This window comes from Acinetobacter lactucae, assembly GCF_013344765.1.
Classification (GTDB): Bacteria; Pseudomonadota; Gammaproteobacteria; order Pseudomonadales; family Moraxellaceae; genus Acinetobacter; species Acinetobacter lactucae_A.
The window spans coordinates 1-17,650 of record NZ_JABVBF010000060.1; the positions used below are offsets into that span (position 1 = coordinate 1).

General features: G+C 38.2%; 17 protein-coding genes and 1 pseudogene. 9 read left to right on the forward strand and 9 right to left on the reverse strand.

What is annotated here, in order from left to right; translation table 11 throughout:
* Positions 1–182: 182 nt before the first annotated feature.
* The 3 genes and pseudogenes from HUN22_RS08160 to HUN22_RS08170 form a co-directional block, all read right to left on the reverse strand.
* Positions 183–1,269: pseudogene (locus tag HUN22_RS08160) on the reverse strand (DUF6670 family protein).
* A 17-nt stretch (positions 1,270–1,286) separates the two neighbouring features.
* The gene (gene pssA, locus HUN22_RS08165; RefSeq protein WP_174727971.1) at positions 1,287–2,120 is read right to left on the reverse strand and encodes a CDP-diacylglycerol--serine O-phosphatidyltransferase; all 834 of its coding nucleotides are present in this window, start codon (positions 2,118–2,120) and stop codon (positions 1,287–1,289) included.
* 41 nt (positions 2,121–2,161) lie between these two features.
* The gene (locus HUN22_RS08170; RefSeq protein WP_174727974.1) at positions 2,162–3,019 is read right to left on the reverse strand and encodes a 23S rRNA (adenine(2030)-N(6))-methyltransferase RlmJ; all 858 of its coding nucleotides are present in this window, start codon (positions 3,017–3,019) and stop codon (positions 2,162–2,164) included.
* 117 nt (positions 3,020–3,136) lie between these two features.
* Between HUN22_RS08170 and HUN22_RS08175 the strand changes: the two genes are divergently transcribed.
* A complete protein-coding gene (locus tag HUN22_RS08175) occupies positions 3,137–3,742 on the forward strand; it encodes a 2OG-Fe(II) oxygenase (protein ID WP_174727977.1) in 606 nt (201 codons plus the stop codon).
* Between the two features lie 67 nt (positions 3,743–3,809).
* A complete protein-coding gene (locus HUN22_RS08180) occupies positions 3,810–4,337 on the forward strand; it encodes a hypothetical protein (RefSeq protein WP_032054606.1) in 528 nt (175 codons plus the stop codon).
* 64 nt (positions 4,338–4,401) lie between these two features.
* Here HUN22_RS08180 and HUN22_RS08185 read toward each other — a convergent pair whose 3' ends face one another.
* The 4 genes from HUN22_RS08185 to HUN22_RS08200 all read right to left on the reverse strand — a co-directional run bounded on the left by HUN22_RS08185 (position 4,402) and on the right by HUN22_RS08200 (position 8,682).
* On the reverse strand, positions 4,402–4,647 hold the full coding sequence (locus tag HUN22_RS08185; RefSeq protein ID WP_016143537.1) for a DUF2789 family protein: 246 nt from the start codon (positions 4,645–4,647) through the stop codon (positions 4,402–4,404).
* A gap of 173 nt (positions 4,648–4,820) precedes the next feature.
* Positions 4,821–5,807, reverse strand: coding sequence for a malate dehydrogenase (locus tag HUN22_RS08190; protein WP_002119517.1), 987 nt, complete (start codon positions 5,805–5,807; stop codon positions 4,821–4,823).
* A gap of 211 nt (positions 5,808–6,018) precedes the next feature.
* Positions 6,019–6,681: a ribonuclease T2 family protein gene (locus HUN22_RS08195; protein WP_174727980.1), complete on the reverse strand. Its 663-nt coding sequence runs from the start codon at positions 6,679–6,681 to the stop codon at positions 6,019–6,021.
* Positions 6,682–6,738: 57 nt separating this feature from the next.
* Positions 6,739–8,682 (reverse strand): lytic transglycosylase domain-containing protein, encoded by a 1,944-nt coding sequence (locus HUN22_RS08200; protein WP_174727983.1) that lies wholly within the window; start codon positions 8,680–8,682, stop codon positions 6,739–6,741.
* 286 nt (positions 8,683–8,968) lie between these two features.
* On the opposite strand from HUN22_RS08200, the gene miaB reads away from it, so the two are divergent.
* From miaB to ybeY, 3 genes are read left to right on the forward strand one after another with little or no spacing between them, the layout of a single operon-like run.
* Positions 8,969–10,420 (forward strand): tRNA (N6-isopentenyl adenosine(37)-C2)-methylthiotransferase MiaB, encoded by a 1,452-nt coding sequence (miaB, locus tag HUN22_RS08205; RefSeq protein ID WP_002119558.1) that lies wholly within the window; start codon positions 8,969–8,971, stop codon positions 10,418–10,420.
* 37 nt (positions 10,421–10,457) lie between these two features.
* Complete coding sequence (locus HUN22_RS08210) at positions 10,458–11,546, forward strand: PhoH family protein (RefSeq protein ID WP_174727986.1); 1,089 nt, start codon at positions 10,458–10,460, stop codon at positions 11,544–11,546.
* Positions 11,547–11,555: 9 nt separating this feature from the next.
* On the forward strand, positions 11,556–12,032 hold the full coding sequence (gene ybeY, locus HUN22_RS08215; RefSeq protein ID WP_174727989.1) for an rRNA maturation RNase YbeY: 477 nt from the start codon (positions 11,556–11,558) through the stop codon (positions 12,030–12,032).
* Between the two features lie 82 nt (positions 12,033–12,114).
* Here the strand turns inward: ybeY and HUN22_RS08220 are convergent, their stop codons facing one another.
* Positions 12,115–12,999, reverse strand: coding sequence for an energy transducer TonB (locus HUN22_RS08220; RefSeq protein WP_174727992.1), 885 nt, complete (start codon positions 12,997–12,999; stop codon positions 12,115–12,117).
* 232 nt (positions 13,000–13,231) lie between these two features.
* Between HUN22_RS08220 and HUN22_RS08225 the strand changes: the two genes are divergently transcribed.
* The 3 genes from HUN22_RS08225 (at position 13,232) to HUN22_RS08235 (ending at position 15,412) form a co-directional block, all read left to right on the forward strand.
* Positions 13,232–13,894 carry a hypothetical protein gene (locus HUN22_RS08225; protein WP_174727995.1) on the forward strand — a complete coding sequence of 221 codons (663 nt, stop codon included), beginning with the start codon at positions 13,232–13,234 and terminating at the stop codon, positions 13,892–13,894.
* A gap of 157 nt (positions 13,895–14,051) precedes the next feature.
* Positions 14,052–14,765 (forward strand): DUF3108 domain-containing protein, encoded by a 714-nt coding sequence (locus tag HUN22_RS08230; protein ID WP_057104940.1) that lies wholly within the window; start codon positions 14,052–14,054, stop codon positions 14,763–14,765.
* Between the two features lie 71 nt (positions 14,766–14,836).
* Positions 14,837–15,412 (forward strand): xanthine phosphoribosyltransferase, encoded by a 576-nt coding sequence (locus HUN22_RS08235; RefSeq protein ID WP_017400424.1) that lies wholly within the window; start codon positions 14,837–14,839, stop codon positions 15,410–15,412.
* A gap of 46 nt (positions 15,413–15,458) precedes the next feature.
* On the opposite strand, the gene wrbA is transcribed toward HUN22_RS08235, so the two are convergent.
* Complete coding sequence (wrbA, locus tag HUN22_RS08240) at positions 15,459–16,067, reverse strand: NAD(P)H:quinone oxidoreductase (RefSeq protein ID WP_174727998.1); 609 nt, start codon at positions 16,065–16,067, stop codon at positions 15,459–15,461.
* 361 nt (positions 16,068–16,428) lie between these two features.
* On the opposite strand from wrbA, the gene HUN22_RS08245 reads away from it, so the two are divergent.
* The coding region (locus HUN22_RS08245) for a YihY family inner membrane protein (protein ID WP_174728001.1) at positions 16,429–17,650 on the forward strand (1,222 nt) is incomplete at its 3' end.

The following is a 17,650-nucleotide window of genomic DNA, read 5'->3' on the forward strand; positions in this document are numbered from 1 at the left end:
AACTTATTCTCAAAACCAACTCACCATCAAATTCATCACTTAAAGCAATCAACTTAATCACAAGTAACTGTTTTTCAACAAGTTTCTATCTGCATCACCGCCGATGGATGTGCATTATAGACCATTACATCCCCTTTGCAACCCCTTTTTTAATATCAGTGCAACAACAGTTCGCTTTTTGATCAAAAATAATAAAAATAGTCATTTTTTATATAAACATGGTTGTAAAAGCATCAATTTATCTAAAATTTTCTCATCTTGATTCTTTTCTTGCCATCTAAGTGGTCGACAATCGATATATTCACAATATCCACCTTCACCTTGTAGACACTGTTCATTCCAACTTAATTGATAATGAAAGCTTCCTACATATCCCGCTGCTAATCCAAACTTGTAGTCACCACGGCTTTGTGCATATAGTTCAAAAATTATTTTTCCATTTTTCTTACACTGCCAAGAAAACTCTCGTGGCAGATACATCTCTTTACCATTCGGTGTCTTAACCTTTGGATAAACCCGATGGATATGTAAATTTACATCTTCTGTAAAGCTTTCAACAGGTTCCCCAAATTCTTGAATCTCTAGTCTTGAGCATAAAATGATATTCCACTGATTTCTTATTTGTAGAAATGTAAGCTGTGTCGTCTCATTTAAATTAATAATTTGGCATGTGTAGAAACATAAAGATAAGAACGGTAAATGCAGGGCTCTTGCGTGTTTAAATCGCCCCAATCCTTCAATTTGATATTTTTGCCCTTTATAGAAAATTTCTCCTTCACAAATACATAGCGTTGACCAATAGTCAGAAACGCCCCACTGTAATGCAGATGCATTAGAGATATTGTCTGGGACTTGAATCGAAAGGTCACAACCCATTTCTGGGTCTAAGCGTTGAAGGTGAATCGTTGGAATTTGCCATTGAATCACGTCTATTTTATCAAACTGATATACTGTCGAATCAAACTGGCATTGGCGCCGGATTGAATATGTCTTTAAATGTCCCACACTATGTTGGCTATTACTTACAAGCACTGTTGCAGTGTCAATTGCTGAAGTTGTAATGCTATGAGTGTTATAACAAAGAGGAATGCGCGGCTGTCCCACTAAGCTAATATAATTAAAATAACGAAGCGGTGTGGGTAAATTTGGAAGGATTAAGGCTTGATAAACAATTTTAAAAAAACCACGAGAAGGTTGATAAACAACCCCCTCTTTAGCATTAGGACCCAGCTGCTGTAATTGATTAATTTGACTTATCAACTTAGGCATACTGAACCTCTTCTATTTTATGTTTTTATTGTTTCATTACTCTTGCGTGCTAATAGAGTCGTAACAAAACCAGAGAGAGCATAGATAATTGAAACAGTCAAAATGCCCATCGGAATATTATAAGTGATTGCTGCAAAAATCAGTACTACTGGCAACATAACTACAAAGGGAACACGTTTACGATCCATCTGCTTGAAAGAATAGTATTTAATATTGGAAATCATGAGTAATCCCACAATTACCATAAGAACAGCATTAATAGTTTGAATCGCAATATCACGTAAATCAAAAATGAAAGGATAATCGCGAGCAACCCAGACAAGTGAAATAATGATAATGGCAGCGAGTGGACTTGCAATACCGATAAAATAACGCTTATCAACAACGCCAATTTGCACATTAAAACGTGCTAAACGGAAGGCTGCACACGCTGTATAAACAAAACAACATGCCAATCCAATACGACCTAAATCATGCAAACTCCAGCTATACATCAACATTGCTGGCGCCACACCAAAAGCTAACAAGTCCGAGAGAGAATCATATTGTTCGCCAAAAGCGCTTTGTGCACCAATAGCTCGAGCAACGCGCCCATCAAGACCATCAAGTAGCGCTGCAATAAAAATGGCATAGATTGCTTGGTTAAAATCACCATTCATACTTGCAATGATGGAATAGAAGCCGGACAACAGAGCAGCAGTTGTAATTAAGTTAGGCCAAAGATAAATACCTCGGCGCTTCACTTTTTGTCCTTCCGGATTATCTTCTTCTTCAACCACTTCAAATGTAATCCCATCAAATGAATGTTCATTATGAGTTAAATCTTGCTCTGGTTTAGGCGCATTTGTCATTATTTTCTATTCCAAACATGTGCATTGATTTAAGTTAACTGTTACTCACCCACTAACCAGCGAACAGCAGCATGACCACCAGTTTCTTGCATACGTAAGTGAGGGAATAACCATTGTAGTGCTTGATCTGCTTGTTCAGAGAACTGCCAAGGCGGGTTGATTACCAATAAACCACAACCATTTAGACCTACAGGAGTGTCATCTGGCCATACACAAATTTCACAAACCAATTGACGGCGAATACCCGTTTTAAACATTTTCTTTTCAAAACGTTCAATCATCGCTCGGTCTTTAATTGGATACCAAACTGCAAAAACGCCTGTTGGCCATTTTTTATGAGCTTGTTGTAAAAGTTCAACTAATTGTGGAAAGTCTTTACGCTCTAATTCGTAAGGAGGATCGATCATAACCAGACCGCGCTTTTCTTTTGGCGGAATTACACCGAGTAAGCCTTCATATGCATCACGCTCATGTAAACCTGCACGTTTATCACGAATATTATCGCGTAATTGTTGAAATACATCGCGCTGCATTTCAAATATAGTCGCCTTGTCGATTTCACGCATGCCTTGCAAAGCAAACCAAGGAGAACCTGGATAACTACCCTTTCCTTCCTCAGAACGTAATTGTTCGACCAATTTCAAATATTGCTGGATTGCTTCAGGTGCCTGACGCTTTTCCATTTCAGATAATTGAACTAGGCGATGAATGCCTGTGAGAAACTCTCCAGACTTTTGTGCAGGTGCCAGAGATAAATCATATTTGCCTGCCCCTCCATGCGTATCGATATAACGATAAGGTTTATCTTTAGCATTTAAACGGTTGAGCAGCTGTAGCAAAAGCACATGCTTCATAACATCTGCAAAGTTGCCCGCATGGAAATGGTGACGGTAATTCATGTTGACTTTAATTCCTCAATTCAACAAATAGTTTAACATGAAAAAAATATTCTTTCGTAAGGTTGTGATCATCTAAAATAGAGCTGCTTGATATTTTTACGATCTACCCGAGGTTATATGCACTCTCACTCGCTTCCTGATTCATGGAATTTGGATCAAATTTTAGATGATTTAAATACGCATGGCTTTGCCATTATAAATCAGGCCTATCCCGGCCAATATCGTGCTCAGGTTGCTAACGAGTGTAGCCATCACATTGATGAATTTAGACAAGCAGGTATTCAAAACGGCGTAGTCAGTAATATTCGCAGTGACCATATTCTCTGGATTAACGATCAGCTTCCTATTGCTCAACAACATATTGAAAATTTAAGTTTATTTTCACAAAATTTAAATCAAGCATTTTATTTAGGAATTAAAGAAGTTGAGGCTCATTTTGCCCGTTATAGTTTGGGCGAATTTTACGCTTTACATCGAGACAATCCTCAACAAAAAAATGATCGTATTATATCAACTGTCTATTACTTACATTCAGAATGGCGAGAAGATTGGGGTGGACAATTACGACTACAAGATAAAAATGAGAAATGGCATATTGTTAACCCCGAGCCCAATCGACTGGTGATATTTCAAAGCGATTTATTACATGAAGTATTAACTTCAAAACAACAAAGACTCTCTATTACAGCTTGGCTTCGTAGTGGAAATTCTATTTGGGTTTAAAGGTTACTCTTTAAATTTGGCAAATAAACCCGATATAAAAGCTATTGATTAAAAAAGGTGATGGCGTATGTCTATTGAAAGTAAAACAATTGTGAACCGAATTGGTGAAACAGACCAACTTTATTTGACTGAAAATACGCCTGAGCTTGCTTTGGAGCGTGCTGAGTTACGCATGCAACTTGTAGTATTAAGTCGTGTTCGCCAAGAGCAACTTCATTTTTTACAAGAAGCTATTGTTTTGCTTGAACAAGCTCGTATGGAATATGAAGAAATGCCATTGAGCTTATATCTTAATTTGTCTTTACATTTAGCCAAAGCCTATATGCTTTATTTTGAATTAAATAAAGAAAAACGTTTTGCGTTAATTACTCAACAAATTTTGAAGCCCTTAGCGCATCATGAACATGCCGATATCTATTTCTTCTTGGCCTATGCGTCAGCAGCGCGACAAGAATCTGCATTAACACGACATTGGTTAACTAAATATTTATCAACGTCTACGTGTGATCTTGAACTACTTCACGGCCAACCTGTATTCGACCTTGTACGTCATGAGCCATGGTATAAAGATCAATTAAAAGTAAAAACACATTAAACCCTTAATGTAATAAAGCCTGTTTTAGGTATTACATGTAAAAACAGGCTTTATTTTTATGAAATTATTTTTTTAGACTGTCTTCATGCAGTTGTTCATTCAGCTCATCAATCACCACAATCCACTCATCATCTTTTTCCCAATGACTTTTTAAAAAATCACTTTGGCCCTTTGACCAAAAAGAAGCTTCATGTAATTTTTGTTCGGCTGGCAATTGATGTGTCTTGATAAAGTTTTCAATACTTGCTTCATCTGAATCCAAACCCAGCTGATCAAATAAAAGTTCTAAAGTAGGTTGCTGTTCAAACATTGTTATTCTCCTATAACTTCTTTTAAATCATCTATTAACTAATCTAACAATAAAACGTTTTTACTTGCATGATAGTGTCTATATTTTCTTGTTGCTTTTTGTGTTCCCTTTTTCAGGGTTCAATAAAAAAGCACTCTAAAAGAGTGCTTTTTTTAACTCATCAAACTGATGAATTATTTTACCATGTCAGCAATTGCTGCACGTTCTTCTTCAAGCTCATTTAGAGTGAAGTTGATACGCTCACGGCTGAATTCATCAATTTCTAAACCTTGAACGATTTTGTATTCACCGTTTTCAGTTGTAACAGGGAAACCGAACATAACGCCTTCAGGAATACCATAAGAACCATCAGATGGAATACCCATAGTTACCCATTTGCCGTTTGTACCAAGCGCCCAATCACGCATATGGTCAATTGCAGCGTTAGCGGCAGAAGCAGCAGAAGACAAACCACGCGCTTCGATGATCGCAGCACCACGTTTACCAACAGTTGGAAGGAATACATCTTTGTTCCAAGCTGGATCGTTAATTTTGTCTTTTAAGCTTTCGCCATTTGCCGTTGCAAAACGGTAGTCAGCATACATTGTTGGAGAGTGGTTGCCCCAAACTGTTAAGTTTTCGATGTCAGCAACTGCAACCCCAGCTTTTTGAGCAACTTGAGTCAACGCACGGTTGTGGTCAAGACGCAACATCGCTGTAAAGTTTTTCGCTGGAAGATCTGGAGCAGATTTCATTGCGATGTAAGCGTTAGTGTTTGCAGGGTTACCTACAACTAATACTTTAACGTTACGGCTAGCAACTTCGTTTAATGCTTGACCTTGACCGATGAAAATTTCACCGTTAACTTTTAACAAGTCAGCACGTTCCATACCAGGACCACGTGGACGAGAACCTACCAATAAAGCGTAGTCAGCATCTTTAAATGCAACTTTCGGATCATCAGTCCCGATCATGCCAGCCAATAAAGGGAAAGCACAGTCATCAAGTTCCATCATTACGCCTTTCAGCGCTTGTTGTGCTTTTTCAACTGGAACTTCAAGCAATTGTAAAATAACAGGCTGATCTTTACCTAACATTTCACCGCTTGCGATACGAAATAATAAGCTGTAACCAATTTGACCTGCAGCGCCAGTCACGGCAACACGAACGGGTTGCTTCATGTAATTGTCTCCAATGAGTGTCCTTAATCGGGCTAAATAGGAATTCCATCTAACCAAATCATCATAAACGGCAAAGATTGTACTCTAAAGATTTGGCAGATGCATGTAAAAGCGACTCATTTTCACCAAAAGTCTGATAGAAAATACAAATTAACCTTTATAAATAGATTCAATGTATGACGAGCATTTTTTTACAAAATGATCGTTACCTTTAGTAACTTCCTTTAATCGTAATTTCACTAGGGCAATTCGATACCACATGATTTGCACATTGTTTATATTGGCCTTTTACCGTGTAACAAACTTTCACTTCTGTTAAGACCACATCGGAGCGCGATAACTGACAACTAAAACGAATACCATTTTGAGGTAAGCTCGGATTAAGACGAGTAAATTGCTGTCTTAACGCAGATTGTTGCATTTCAACATTTGTTGAACTTGTAAGACTAGCCGGAATTTTTAAACGTTCAGCAAAGTTAATGACTGTCCTGAAATATTGGCTTGCATTCATAGGAACGCACCCCCCTACACTTTTCCAAAGCTGCACACGGGCATTATTATCAGGCATAACCCGAGCCACAACTTTAGCTTGCAATGGAGACAAAGTTGCAGAACTTTCTGTTGAGCAATTACTTTGGTTTGTTTCCGGCATTAGACCTGTAATTGTCAGTGAATATCCTTCAAGACATTTACGTTGTTTTTGTTTAGAGGGATCTAATGCACATGCGGCAGGTGTCATTTGCACATGCATAACATACCCCTGTAAATTAACAGGTTCGGCATGTAAAACGGAACTCATCAATCCTACTCCCGCACAGATGAGCCACCATGCAAGTTGCAAAATTGAACGAAGTTCCAAATATCTATATTTCATTTAATTAAAACTTGAATATGCCAATTAAAAGAAGATCCATCATCAACCACCTTAAAATTAAGGCGACGTACGCATTGGAATGACTTTCATACGTTGCGATAACGACTGGGCGCCTTGCCCCAATACTACCCCGTAATGTGTTGCATTCGTCATAACATGTTTGACATAGTCTCTGGTTTCTAACAATGGAATTGTCTCAGTATATTGGTCAGCCGAAATTGATTGGTAGTCCGGTTGCCAACGTCTAGCCCGATTAGGTCCCGCATTATAACCTGCTGTTGCCAAAACAGGGTTATTGCTTAATTGTCCCTGAATCATCGACAAATAAAATGTTCCATATCGAATATTTGTATTCATTTCACTTAACGCTGCCGGATTATATGTTTCTCCCATCTGGCGAGCAATCAACTTTGCTGTATCAGGCATAATTTGCATAAGACCACCTGCCCCAACGTGAGACCGTGCAGAAGTAACAAACCGACTTTCTTGACGCATTAAACCATAAGCCCATGCTGGATCAATTCCTGCATTGTAACTATGACTTACGACATTAGTTTTATGCGGGGTCACATAGCGATATGTGTCATTGTGCTTATTGGTTGTACGATCTGCTGCATAAATTGCACGATCATACCATCCCATGTCATGAGCACGCTTTGCCGCAGCTAAAAGTAGGCCATCGTCATGCTGAAGATAAGCCTGGCGAACCGCCCAATTCCACTCTCGGTTGGTATAAGTTGGATTTGCATTAATACGTCTTAAAGTAAAAGCACGATTAAAGTGAATATTCTGATCTAAACGTCTTAAATCACTTGCCGTTGGCTGATCATCATAGGGTTGATGGTTATAACGCTCACCTAAACGATCTTTCGCTAAAAGGTTATGATAGTCGTCACCCGTCTGGGCCAATTTTCTATAAATTTGTTGTGCTGTTGCTTTTGAAGCACTATCACCGCGCTGTTCTGTTGCACGAGCAAGCCAATATTGCCAACGGTCTTCTTGTTTTTGGGATACAGTCATACTATCAATGGCACGGATTAAACTTTCCCATGCACCAAATCTAATCGCCTGACGTGCATAAATTTCAGCTTCTTCCGGACTTAATGGATAACCATAACTTGCATCAAAGTATTGAAGAACTTCACGATTAAAATTATTTTTCATTACCGTGGTGCCACCAATATAGGCTACCGTACGATATAAATATTTTTGTACATTTTGTGGCGTACCTTGAGCAACACGCTGCACATTTGAAAAAGCATTGCTTAAGTCATTATTAGCTAGACGTCCTAACGCGAAAATCAAATAAGCATAATCTGCATCATTTGTCTTAGGCGCACTCCATAAATAATTAAGTGGGTTAGCCTGAATTTGGTTAAGTTGAGCCAATGATAAATTCAAACCCAAAGTCTGTGCTGTCGCAAGCGCCTGTCCCGACAAACCTGCACGCAACTGTACCCATAGACGCTGTTGTTTATCTTGTGCACTCATTAAAGGACTAGACAACATCATGCGCCCTAAGCCTATACAAGATTCCGGTTGTGATTCCGTTGCTAGCCAAACATCTTTATATTCAGCAAAAACTAATGCATCACCGCTTTTTGCCCGCACTTGTGCTAAAGCACAATTTTCGGCTTGGTCAGGATTGGTGACATAAGATAAAACAGGTTGTGCAGATGTAAAGTCAGCTTGTTTAACTTTTTCTTCAACATAATCAGCTGCTAATTTTTCAGCCATTGCTGATTGTGGATAACGTTGAGCAAAACTTACGATAGAGGCAGTAGGTTGAAAGCCAAGGTTGGTGTTGAGTTTCCAATACTCTGGATAGTATCCCAATACATCATTTTGCATTGCAAGCTGATATTGATCTAATAATGCGGTGTTACCACTATTTGCAGCATTTAAGGCATCATTGAACTGCTCTTCGGCAGCATAGGTAAATGAACAACCAAGTAAACACATAGCTCCTAACCAGCTACGATGCATATATTTATTTTTCATTACACGACTATGGATTGATGAGCTCTTTCTACTTGGTCTCATAAATGTGTTAAACCCTGACTATTCACCTTCAACGCATAGTTTAATTATTCTTCGTGCTTTCTTTTGTTGTGTTATGTAACTCTATGATTCAACATCATTAAAATTCACCTAATTTACTTCACAAAAACCTTGTCATGTTCTGAAAGTTTACTGTTATCGGTTCAGCTCAAATACTGCTATAATAAATGGTTTGACCCATTTTGGGCCAATTTATTCTTTTTAGATCGATCTGTTAGGAGCCTGCATGACGGTTCAAACCTTCATTCCCAATGGTGCCAAAGCTGCCTCAGAAAACACTGTTACCCAGCCAACGCACACCACTGATGTTTCAATAAAAAAACTTTATATTGAAACTCAAGGGTGTCAGATGAATGAGTATGACAGTCACCGTATGGCAGACCTTTTAGGCGACTCTCACGGCTACGTTTTAACGACCAACCCTAATGAAGCAGACATTCTGCTCATGAATACGTGTTCTATTCGTGAAAAAGCACAGGAAAAAGTATTTAGTGAATTAGGCCGCTGGCGCAAACTAAAAGACAAGAACCCTGATCTTGTGATTGGTGTCGGTGGATGTGTTGCATCTCAAGAAGGTGACAACATTCAAAAACGTGCGCCTTACGTGGACATGATTTTTGGTCCACAAACATTACACCGTTTACCACAAATGCTTGATCAGCATAATGCTCAAGTAGAAAAACCTAAAAAAGATAAAATCAAACTGGTTGATATTTCTTTCCCAGATATTGAAAAGTTCGACTTTTTACCTGAACCACGTGTAGAAGGCTTTAAAGCATTCGTTTCTATTATGGAAGGCTGCTCTAAATATTGTTCTTTCTGTGTAGTTCCTTATACACGCGGTGAAGAAGTTTCTCGCCCATTAGATGATGTACTTGCAGAAATTGCAGGCCTGGCTGAAAAAGGTGTTCGTGAAATTTCACTTCTGGGTCAAAATGTAAATGGATATCGCGGCGAAACTTTCGAAGGCGGCATATGTACTTTCCCTGAATTGTTACGACTCGTTGCAGAAATTCCGGGTATCGGCCGTTTACGTTATACAACATCGCATCCACTTGAGTTCTCTGATGAGTTAATTCAGTGCTATGAAGATTTGCCTCAAATGGTGTCACATTTACACTTACCTGTTCAAAGTGGATCAAATGATGTCTTACAGGCAATGAAGCGAAATCATACGATTGATGTTTATATCGATAAGATTGCCAAGCTAAGAAAAATACGTCCAGATATGCATTTATCGAGTGACTTTATTATTGGTTTCCCAGGTGAAACTGATGAAAACTTCGCTGAAACACTTCAATTTATCAAAGACTTAGATTTTGACCACTCGTATAGTTTTGTCTATTCAAAACGCCCGGGTACACCTGCATCAGACTTGCCTGATACTACGCCTGAGCACGTTAAGAAAGAGCGTTTAGCTCAAGTTCAAAAAGTGATTAAACAATCTAGTATTGAAAAAACTGATGCAATGCTTGGCAAAATTGAACGTGTTCTTATTGAAAAAGTTTCGGACCAAGACCCTAATATTTTACTAGGTACAGCCGATAATACACGTCTAGTCACTTTCGTAGGTGATGCTTCTTGGGTAGGTCGTTTCGCAGAGATCGAGATTACTGAAATTAAAACTTTAAATTTAGTTTACGGTGAACTCTTGAATCTTGAGCCTGACGTGGCGTAATGTAGAGGTATTCTAAAGTCTACTGAAAGGTTTTCTCTTGACTGCAGCGATTCGACGTACCGTAACATTTCCTGAAATTTCAATGGAACGTTTAAAGAGCATCTTGGGTGCCTATAATGGGCACCTTAAGCAAATTGAACAGCGTTTAGATGTCAAAATTACTCATCGTGGAGATGTTTTTCATATCGATGGTGAGATAGATGCTGTTGGGAGAGCCGAAGCATTATTGCAAAGACTCTACGAAGAGTCTGAGGTATCCCAGCAAATTAGTGCCGATCTGTTACATCTATTAATTCAATCTTCTCAAACTGAACGTAATTTCGAGTTAGTGGGAGAAGAAATGGATGAGCATGATGCGCCAATGGATGTTTATTTCCAGACTCGAAAAGGCCGCATTAATCCACGTGGTGCCAATCAAAAACGTTATGTACAGCGTATTTTGCAAAGCGACATTTCTTTTGGTGTTGGCCCTGCGGGTACAGGTAAAACCTATTTAGCTGTTGCCGCCGCAGTAGATATGCTCGAACGTAACGAAATCCAGCGGATTTTGCTTGTACGTCCTGCTGTAGAAGCTGGAGAAAAGTTAGGTTTCCTACCGGGTGATTTAACTCAGAAAATCGACCCATACCTACGTCCTCTTTACGATGCTCTTTACGAAATGCTTGGCTTTGAAAAAGTTGCCAAGTTAATTGAGCGTCAAGTGATTGAGGTTGCCCCTCTTGCCTATATGCGTGGTCGTACACTTAACCATTCATTTGTAATTTTGGATGAAGCTCAAAACACAACGCCAGAACAAATGAAAATGTTCTTGACCCGTTTAGGTTTTGGTTCTCGTGCAGTGATTACAGGTGACATTACTCAAGTAGATTTACCTCGAGGTCAACAATCTGGTTTGGCACACGCACTTCGCGTACTCGAAAATATTACAGAAATTCATATTACCCGTTTCCATTCCCGTGACGTTGTACGTCACCAACTGGTTCAAAAAATCGTTGAAGCGTATGAAGGATGGGATGGTGAACAACAGCGTCTTAATGCTGAAGCACGTGCTGAACGCAAAGCACGTCAAGAAGCATTAGTTGCTGAAAACGATACAGCAGCAGACTTGCAACATCAGGATGCTTAAGGATTCATTTTGAAAATCAGTTTAAGTTTACAACAAGACTTTCAATCACCTGAGTTAGAGCTCAAACGAGCTCAACTCAAAAAAATTATTGAGACAACTTTACGCCACGTTGGTTATAAAGAAGATTGTGAAATTGGGGTGGCTTGTGTTGATCTGGACGAAAGCCAGCAACTCAATTTGCAATACCGAGAAAAAGATAAACCGACTAATGTTTTATCTTTCCCAAGCGATATTCCTGAAGAAGTTCTACCAATGCTAGATGCCTTACCTCTAGGTGATTTAGTTATTTGCATACCGGTAGTACTACAAGAGTCGTTAGAACAGAAAAAAACTGCCCAAAATCATTTTGCACATCTATTAGTCCATGGTGTTTTACATTTGCTTGGTTATGACCATGAAACCAGTGATGAAGATGCAGAAGAGATGGAAGGTTTAGAAATTGAAATTTTGGCGAAACTTAATATTGCTAACCCTTATCAGGAATAATTAAATTTCCCGATAGGTTGAAGAGTTGAAAAATCTCTTTTATTAAAATGTGGATAAGCTAAAACTTATCCACATTTTTTAATTAGTGAACCTCAAATTCCGCTTCAGCTGGATCAAAGCGCCAAGTACGCACAATACGTAATTCCGAAATATCTTTCATATTGGTATCAAAATGTCCAAATGGTGCGCCGCGACGTACTGAAGACTTTGCAGCTTCATCTAGTATTGAATGTCCTGAACTTTCAAGTAATCGGATTGCACGAATCCCGCCTTGTGTATTTAGAATCACCATTAAACGGACTTCACCTCTTAGTTGTTGCTGTTTGGCTTCTTCCGGATAATAGCGGTTACCATAAAGCTCCACTTTTTCACGAAATTTATCTAAATAAGCAGCAGAGGCATCTTTCTTCGCCTGAATTCCATCTACTGTTTTTATTTTTTGCTGGCGGCTGAAATCTTGCCTACGTCTTAAATATTGTGCTTCAAGGCTGGCAACCATCGCAGCTTTTGCTTGGAATTGACTTTGTAGTTGTTCCAATTCCTTTTTCCTTTGACTTGCATCTGCTTGTTTTTGCCAACTCAAAACCGTCATTAGAACTTTTTCTTCAAATTTAAGCTCTCTTTGTTGCTGAATCTTTTGCAAAGTTTCTAACTCTGCATTACCAGTTGAAGCATCACTAATCATAGGATTGGGGGTATCACTAGAAGTCCGATGAGCCTCACGAAATGTACCTGAACCTTGCTGATCCGCTTGAGCCAAAAAATCTGCCTGATCAACTGACTCATTGTTTGATCGAATTGAAATTGCAATTTCTTTAGTAGATTGCTCTGACGGGCTAGGCATGGCGAAGTGAATGAGCAACACAAAAATATGCAGCAAGATTGCTAATATTGTTGCAACAAGAAAGACTCGGTCTTGCCACCAATAATGAAAAGGCTCTATGAATCGACTTCTTTTGTTCAGCATAATCTTAAAAGCATATAAATGCCTTTTCCCCACGGTTTAATACCGAATAAAATGTAAACTAATATTCAAATCTGGATAAAAATGTGATTCACTTCAAGCATAGGGTTTTATCCATTTTCATTTTGTCAAAATGTATCAAGTAAATTTGTTACACTGCAATATCAAAACCCGTTTTTTATCATAATAAAGATTGTGTGGGCTCTTTAGTAAATTAAATTCTGGAAGTTCTTTTATGCAAACGCTACTTTCCTCATTAGTCAGACGTCTTCAAAAAGTCTATAAAAAAGCAGAAGCATTCATTGAGGAAGAAAGAGATTTTACACTATCACAAACCTTTCTGAATGCGACTTTACAACGTTATGTTACCAATAATGTTGAATTTCTAGATGACCTCCACGCAGATCTTTATCATGACTGGTTAAGGTTATATGCAACCATGCATGTAAAAGGCCTAGAAACGGCACTATCAGTTGATTTAAAACTGATTCAGATGGAATTTAATAAAGAACAACAGCTTTTGGTTTTTGAACAAATTAGTAATACACAAATTATTGAAGCAAAATATAAAAACTTTTGGCAAAAAATCGCCGTGAAAGCCGCAGTTTTTTACTACCATAAGATTTTGAAAAAAGACCCTTTAGGGATGATTCTTGAACGTTTTAACGTAGCAGAAGAACGTGATGAACTTATATTTCTTGATCTCAACCGCTGGTTTGGTAAAAAAGCCAGTATCATCGAGACATTAGGTAAAGTACATATAAATTACGCACGGGTGCGTGAAGCTGAATTAGTCGTATTTGGAAATGTGAATTTAGCAGCCCTACTTTATCGTGATCAGGACGAAGATGAATTAGAAGACTCTGAAATAACACCAATTCAGCAAAAAGATGCATAAACAGATATAAATGAAAATTAATTAGCTGCCAAAAAACACAAATAGATTACACATTTAGCATAAATCCTGATTTTTTCTCCATGATCAACAGGCATAATATGTTTAAGTTACAGATGCATCAGCACTGACTTTTTAGTATGTACAAGGATACTTACTTATGGCAACAAAATTTCTGAAATCGTTTGGCATCGCAACAGGTATTTCAACAACTTTGCTTTTTGCAGGCTTCTCAAGCCATGCTCTTGCCATGAGTCCATTTCAGGCAAACTATCAGTTTACTTATAATAATAAAGGTATGGGTACAGCTACACGCGCTTTAAGCCAACAAGGTAATAATTGGACTTATAATTTCACTGCAAAAGCTGGTGGAATTGCTTCTGCAAGTGAAACAAGTAAATTCAGTTTCAACAATGGTAAAATTGGATCTCAAAGTTTTAGCCGTACTAGCAAAATTTTGATTCACAATAACACCATGAGTATTAACTTTAATCCAAATAGCAAAACTATCTCTACGAAGAAAGACGATAAAGCCCGTTCATTTGCTTGGCAGGCAGGCGTTCTTGATGAGCTAAATGCAGAGTTACAGCTGCGTGAAGATTTAAAAAATGGTTCACTTAAAACTTCTTACCCACTTGCAGATGCAAAAGAAGTTGAAAATCGTCGATTTGTAAAACAAGGTAATGAGAAAATTAAAACCTCTTATGGCACATTCGATACCATTAAAGTCGTTTTACAACATAAAAAACCTGAACGTAGTACAGTCTTTTGGTTAGCCCCAAAACTAGATTATTTACCAGTTAAAGTTAGCCATATTGATGGTAAAACTTCTTATGGCCTGTTATTAACAAGTTATACAGGTAAGACGAATTAAAGCTTGCATTTTTTCGGATGCTTTTTAAAATACGCATTTGCTTTAAAAGCATCCGTCTAGAGGATTCTCCCGTGCACGCACTAGAACAGAAAATCTTAACAGAAGGTATCGTTCTATCTGATCAAGTCTTGAAAGTCGACGCTTTCTTAAACCACCAAATTGATCCTGTACTCATGCAGCAGATTGGTAAAGAATTTGCCGCTCGCTTTAAAGATGCAGGGATTACCAAGATTATTACCATTGAAGCATCAGGTATTGCACCTGCAATCATGGCAGGTTTAGAACTTGGTGTACCTGTAATTTTCGCTCGTAAATATCAGTCATTGACGCTAAAAGATGACTTATATCGCTCAAAAGTATTTAGTTTTACTAAACAAACTGAAAGTACAATTGCGATTTCAAATAAACACCTTCATTCAACTGATAAAGCATTAGTTATTGATGACTTCTTGGCAAATGGTCAAGCAGCATTAGGACTGATTGATTTAATTCACCAAGCAAATGCAGAAGTTGTAGGTGTTGGTATTGTGATTGAAAAATCATTCCAATCAGGTCGTGACTTATTGCTTGAAAAGGGCTACCGCGTTGAATCATTAGCACGTGTTCACTCTCTTACCGATGGCAAAGTTACTTTTGTAAAAGAATAAGATGTACACCTAAAAAAAGAGCGGATATCCGCTCTTTTTTATTTAATTAAGGCGCACTAAGAAGCTTTTTAGTCACCTCTGCTAAACGTTTGCCTTGAGCTTCACACAAAATCTTTTCGTCCTGACTTAAGTTCTGATCATGGCGGGGGCCACTTACATGGCTGGCTCCATACGGCGTTCCACCTGTTTTAGTGTTAGATAACGCTGGGATTGCATTTGGCAATCCCATAATCATCATCCCGTGATGAAATAAAGGCGGTAGCATAGTAAGTAAAGTACTCTCCTGCCCCCCATGCATTGATCCTGAAGAAGTAAAAACGCAAGCTGGTTTACTGTGTAATGCCCCCTTAAGCCAAAGACTCGTCGTTTGATCCCAAAAATACTTCATTTCACTTGCCATATTACCGAAGCGAGTTGGGGAACCTAACGCCAGCCCCGCGCAATTTGCTAGATCATCTAACGTACAGTAGATATCACCTTCTGCCGGAATACTTGGCTCAGCTGTCGTGATGACTGGAGCAATATTTGGCACTGTCCGAATTTTCACTGACATACCCGCAGACTCAATACCGTTGGCAATTAAATGAGCCATTTCTTTAGTAGAACCATATTTGCTGTAATAGAGTACAAGAATGTAAGGTTGCATCGGTTTCATAAATTTTGTTAAAAAGAACACTATACGGTATTTTTTATTTTTTTGGCGAAACCAATCTCATGAAATTCTAGAGGTGATTGATTGTCTAGCACAAAGTGTAACATGAGCAAATTTCTAAAACTCATCGAGTAGAAGTTTTCTCTACTTTTTATAAACCTATGCCCAGACAACAGAAAACCTACTTTTTTGAAAAAAGTTTATGGCTACAATTCTTTCTATAGCGCATAGTAAACTTACAGAATGATTTTAGTTTTATAAGTTATTATTTTGCTCTAATGTGCTACTTGAGTGCTTAAGCTCATACTTTGATAAGCTATCAATCGCCCAACATGATGATTAAAAAAATCGGGATAGACAACGCATGTTACAACGTTTTTTAAGTAACCTTCCTTTTTACAATAAAACCTGGTTTCAGTTCGTTTTATATGTATTTAAGCGTTTTGAAGCTGATCGGTGCCGTGAACAAGCTGGTTCTCTCACTTACACAACGCTATTCGCAGTTGTACCGATGTTGACGGTTTTCTTAGTCATTATTTCTTCAATTAAAGCGTTAGAACCTGCAAGACAACAACTCCAACATTTAATCTATAGTAATTTTTTACCTAAAAGCACTATCGCGTTTGATAAAGCCCTTAATGCTTTTACAGAAAAGTCCAGTAACCTAACTGTTATTGGTGTGCTGTTCTTATTCGTTACTACCGTTTTAATGCTCACGTCGATTGAAACAGTCTTCAATCGTATTTGGCGAGTTAAAGAAACTCGTAGTGGCATTATGGGTTTTATGCGTTACTGGACGATCATCTCTTTAGGCCCGATTCTCTTAGGAAGTGCATTCGTCATTTCATCTACAGTCGCTTCCATGAACTTATTAAGTAATAACTTCACAGGGTATCAACTTGATGGCGCATTTCTACTTTGGCTGATCTCTTTTGCTCTTACCATTTTGGGTTTTTTCATCTTATATTGGACCATTCCCAATCGCACAGTTCCGCTATATTCGGCAGCAATTGCCGCATGCTTAAGCGCTGCATTGTTTGAAACACTCAAAAATTTATTTAGTTTTATAATGTCAAACTTTACCAGTTATGAAATTATATATGGAGCATTTGCAGCAGTACCTATTTTCCTACTATGGGTCTTTTTATCCTGGAATATTATTTTACTAGGTGTAGAAGTGAGTTTTGCTTTAACTGCATTTCATTCAGGTAAAGAGCAAAAAAGGCACCCAGTTCTTATGTTATTGGATATTCTTGAATTGTTTTATAAAAAGCAAAAACTCGGTGAAAGTGTGAGTGATAAAGAAGCCTTAGAAATTTTAGGCCGAGGAGAAATTGGACGCTGGCCATCTTATGTGCTTTTACTTGAAGAGCAAAATTTGATTAAGCGTACAGATAAAGATGAATATGTTTTAGTTCGTAATTTGTCTCAAGTCGACTTCTGGAGCTTTTTTACGGCTCTTCCATATCCACTCCCTTTACGTCAAGATGTCCAAAATGTGCATGATGACGATGAATGGATGGAAAAAATTGGTCCAGCCTTAATCGAATCTAATGATTATTTGGCAGCAAAACTCTCTATTCCAC

Coding starts and splice junctions, on each gene's coding strand:
- pssA (WP_174727971.1), bottom strand. CDS start 2,120: ATGACAAATGCGCCTAAACCAGAGCAAGATTTAACTCATAATGAACAT.
- wrbA (WP_174727998.1), bottom strand. CDS start 16,067: ATGAAACCGATGCAACCTTACATTCTTGTACTCTATTACAGCAAATAT.
- HUN22_RS08170 (WP_174727974.1), bottom strand. CDS start 3,019: ATGAATTACCGTCACCATTTCCATGCGGGCAACTTTGCAGATGTTATG.
- HUN22_RS08225 (WP_174727995.1), top strand. CDS start 13,232: ATGCAAACGCTACTTTCCTCATTAGTCAGACGTCTTCAAAAAGTCTAT.
- HUN22_RS08175 (WP_174727977.1), top strand. CDS start 3,137: ATGCACTCTCACTCGCTTCCTGATTCATGGAATTTGGATCAAATTTTA.
- HUN22_RS08195 (WP_174727980.1), bottom strand. CDS start 6,681: ATGAAATATAGATATTTGGAACTTCGTTCAATTTTGCAACTTGCATGG.
- miaB (WP_002119558.1), top strand. CDS start 8,969: ATGACGGTTCAAACCTTCATTCCCAATGGTGCCAAAGCTGCCTCAGAA.
- HUN22_RS08180 (WP_032054606.1), top strand. CDS start 3,810: ATGTCTATTGAAAGTAAAACAATTGTGAACCGAATTGGTGAAACAGAC.
- HUN22_RS08230 (WP_057104940.1), top strand. CDS start 14,052: ATGGCAACAAAATTTCTGAAATCGTTTGGCATCGCAACAGGTATTTCA.
- HUN22_RS08220 (WP_174727992.1), bottom strand. CDS start 12,999: ATGCTGAACAAAAGAAGTCGATTCATAGAGCCTTTTCATTATTGGTGG.
- HUN22_RS08190 (WP_002119517.1), bottom strand. CDS start 5,807: ATGAAGCAACCCGTTCGTGTTGCCGTGACTGGCGCTGCAGGTCAAATT.
- HUN22_RS08200 (WP_174727983.1), bottom strand. CDS start 8,682: ATGAAAAATAAATATATGCATCGTAGCTGGTTAGGAGCTATGTGTTTA.
- HUN22_RS08185 (WP_016143537.1), bottom strand. CDS start 4,647: ATGTTTGAACAGCAACCTACTTTAGAACTTTTATTTGATCAGCTGGGT.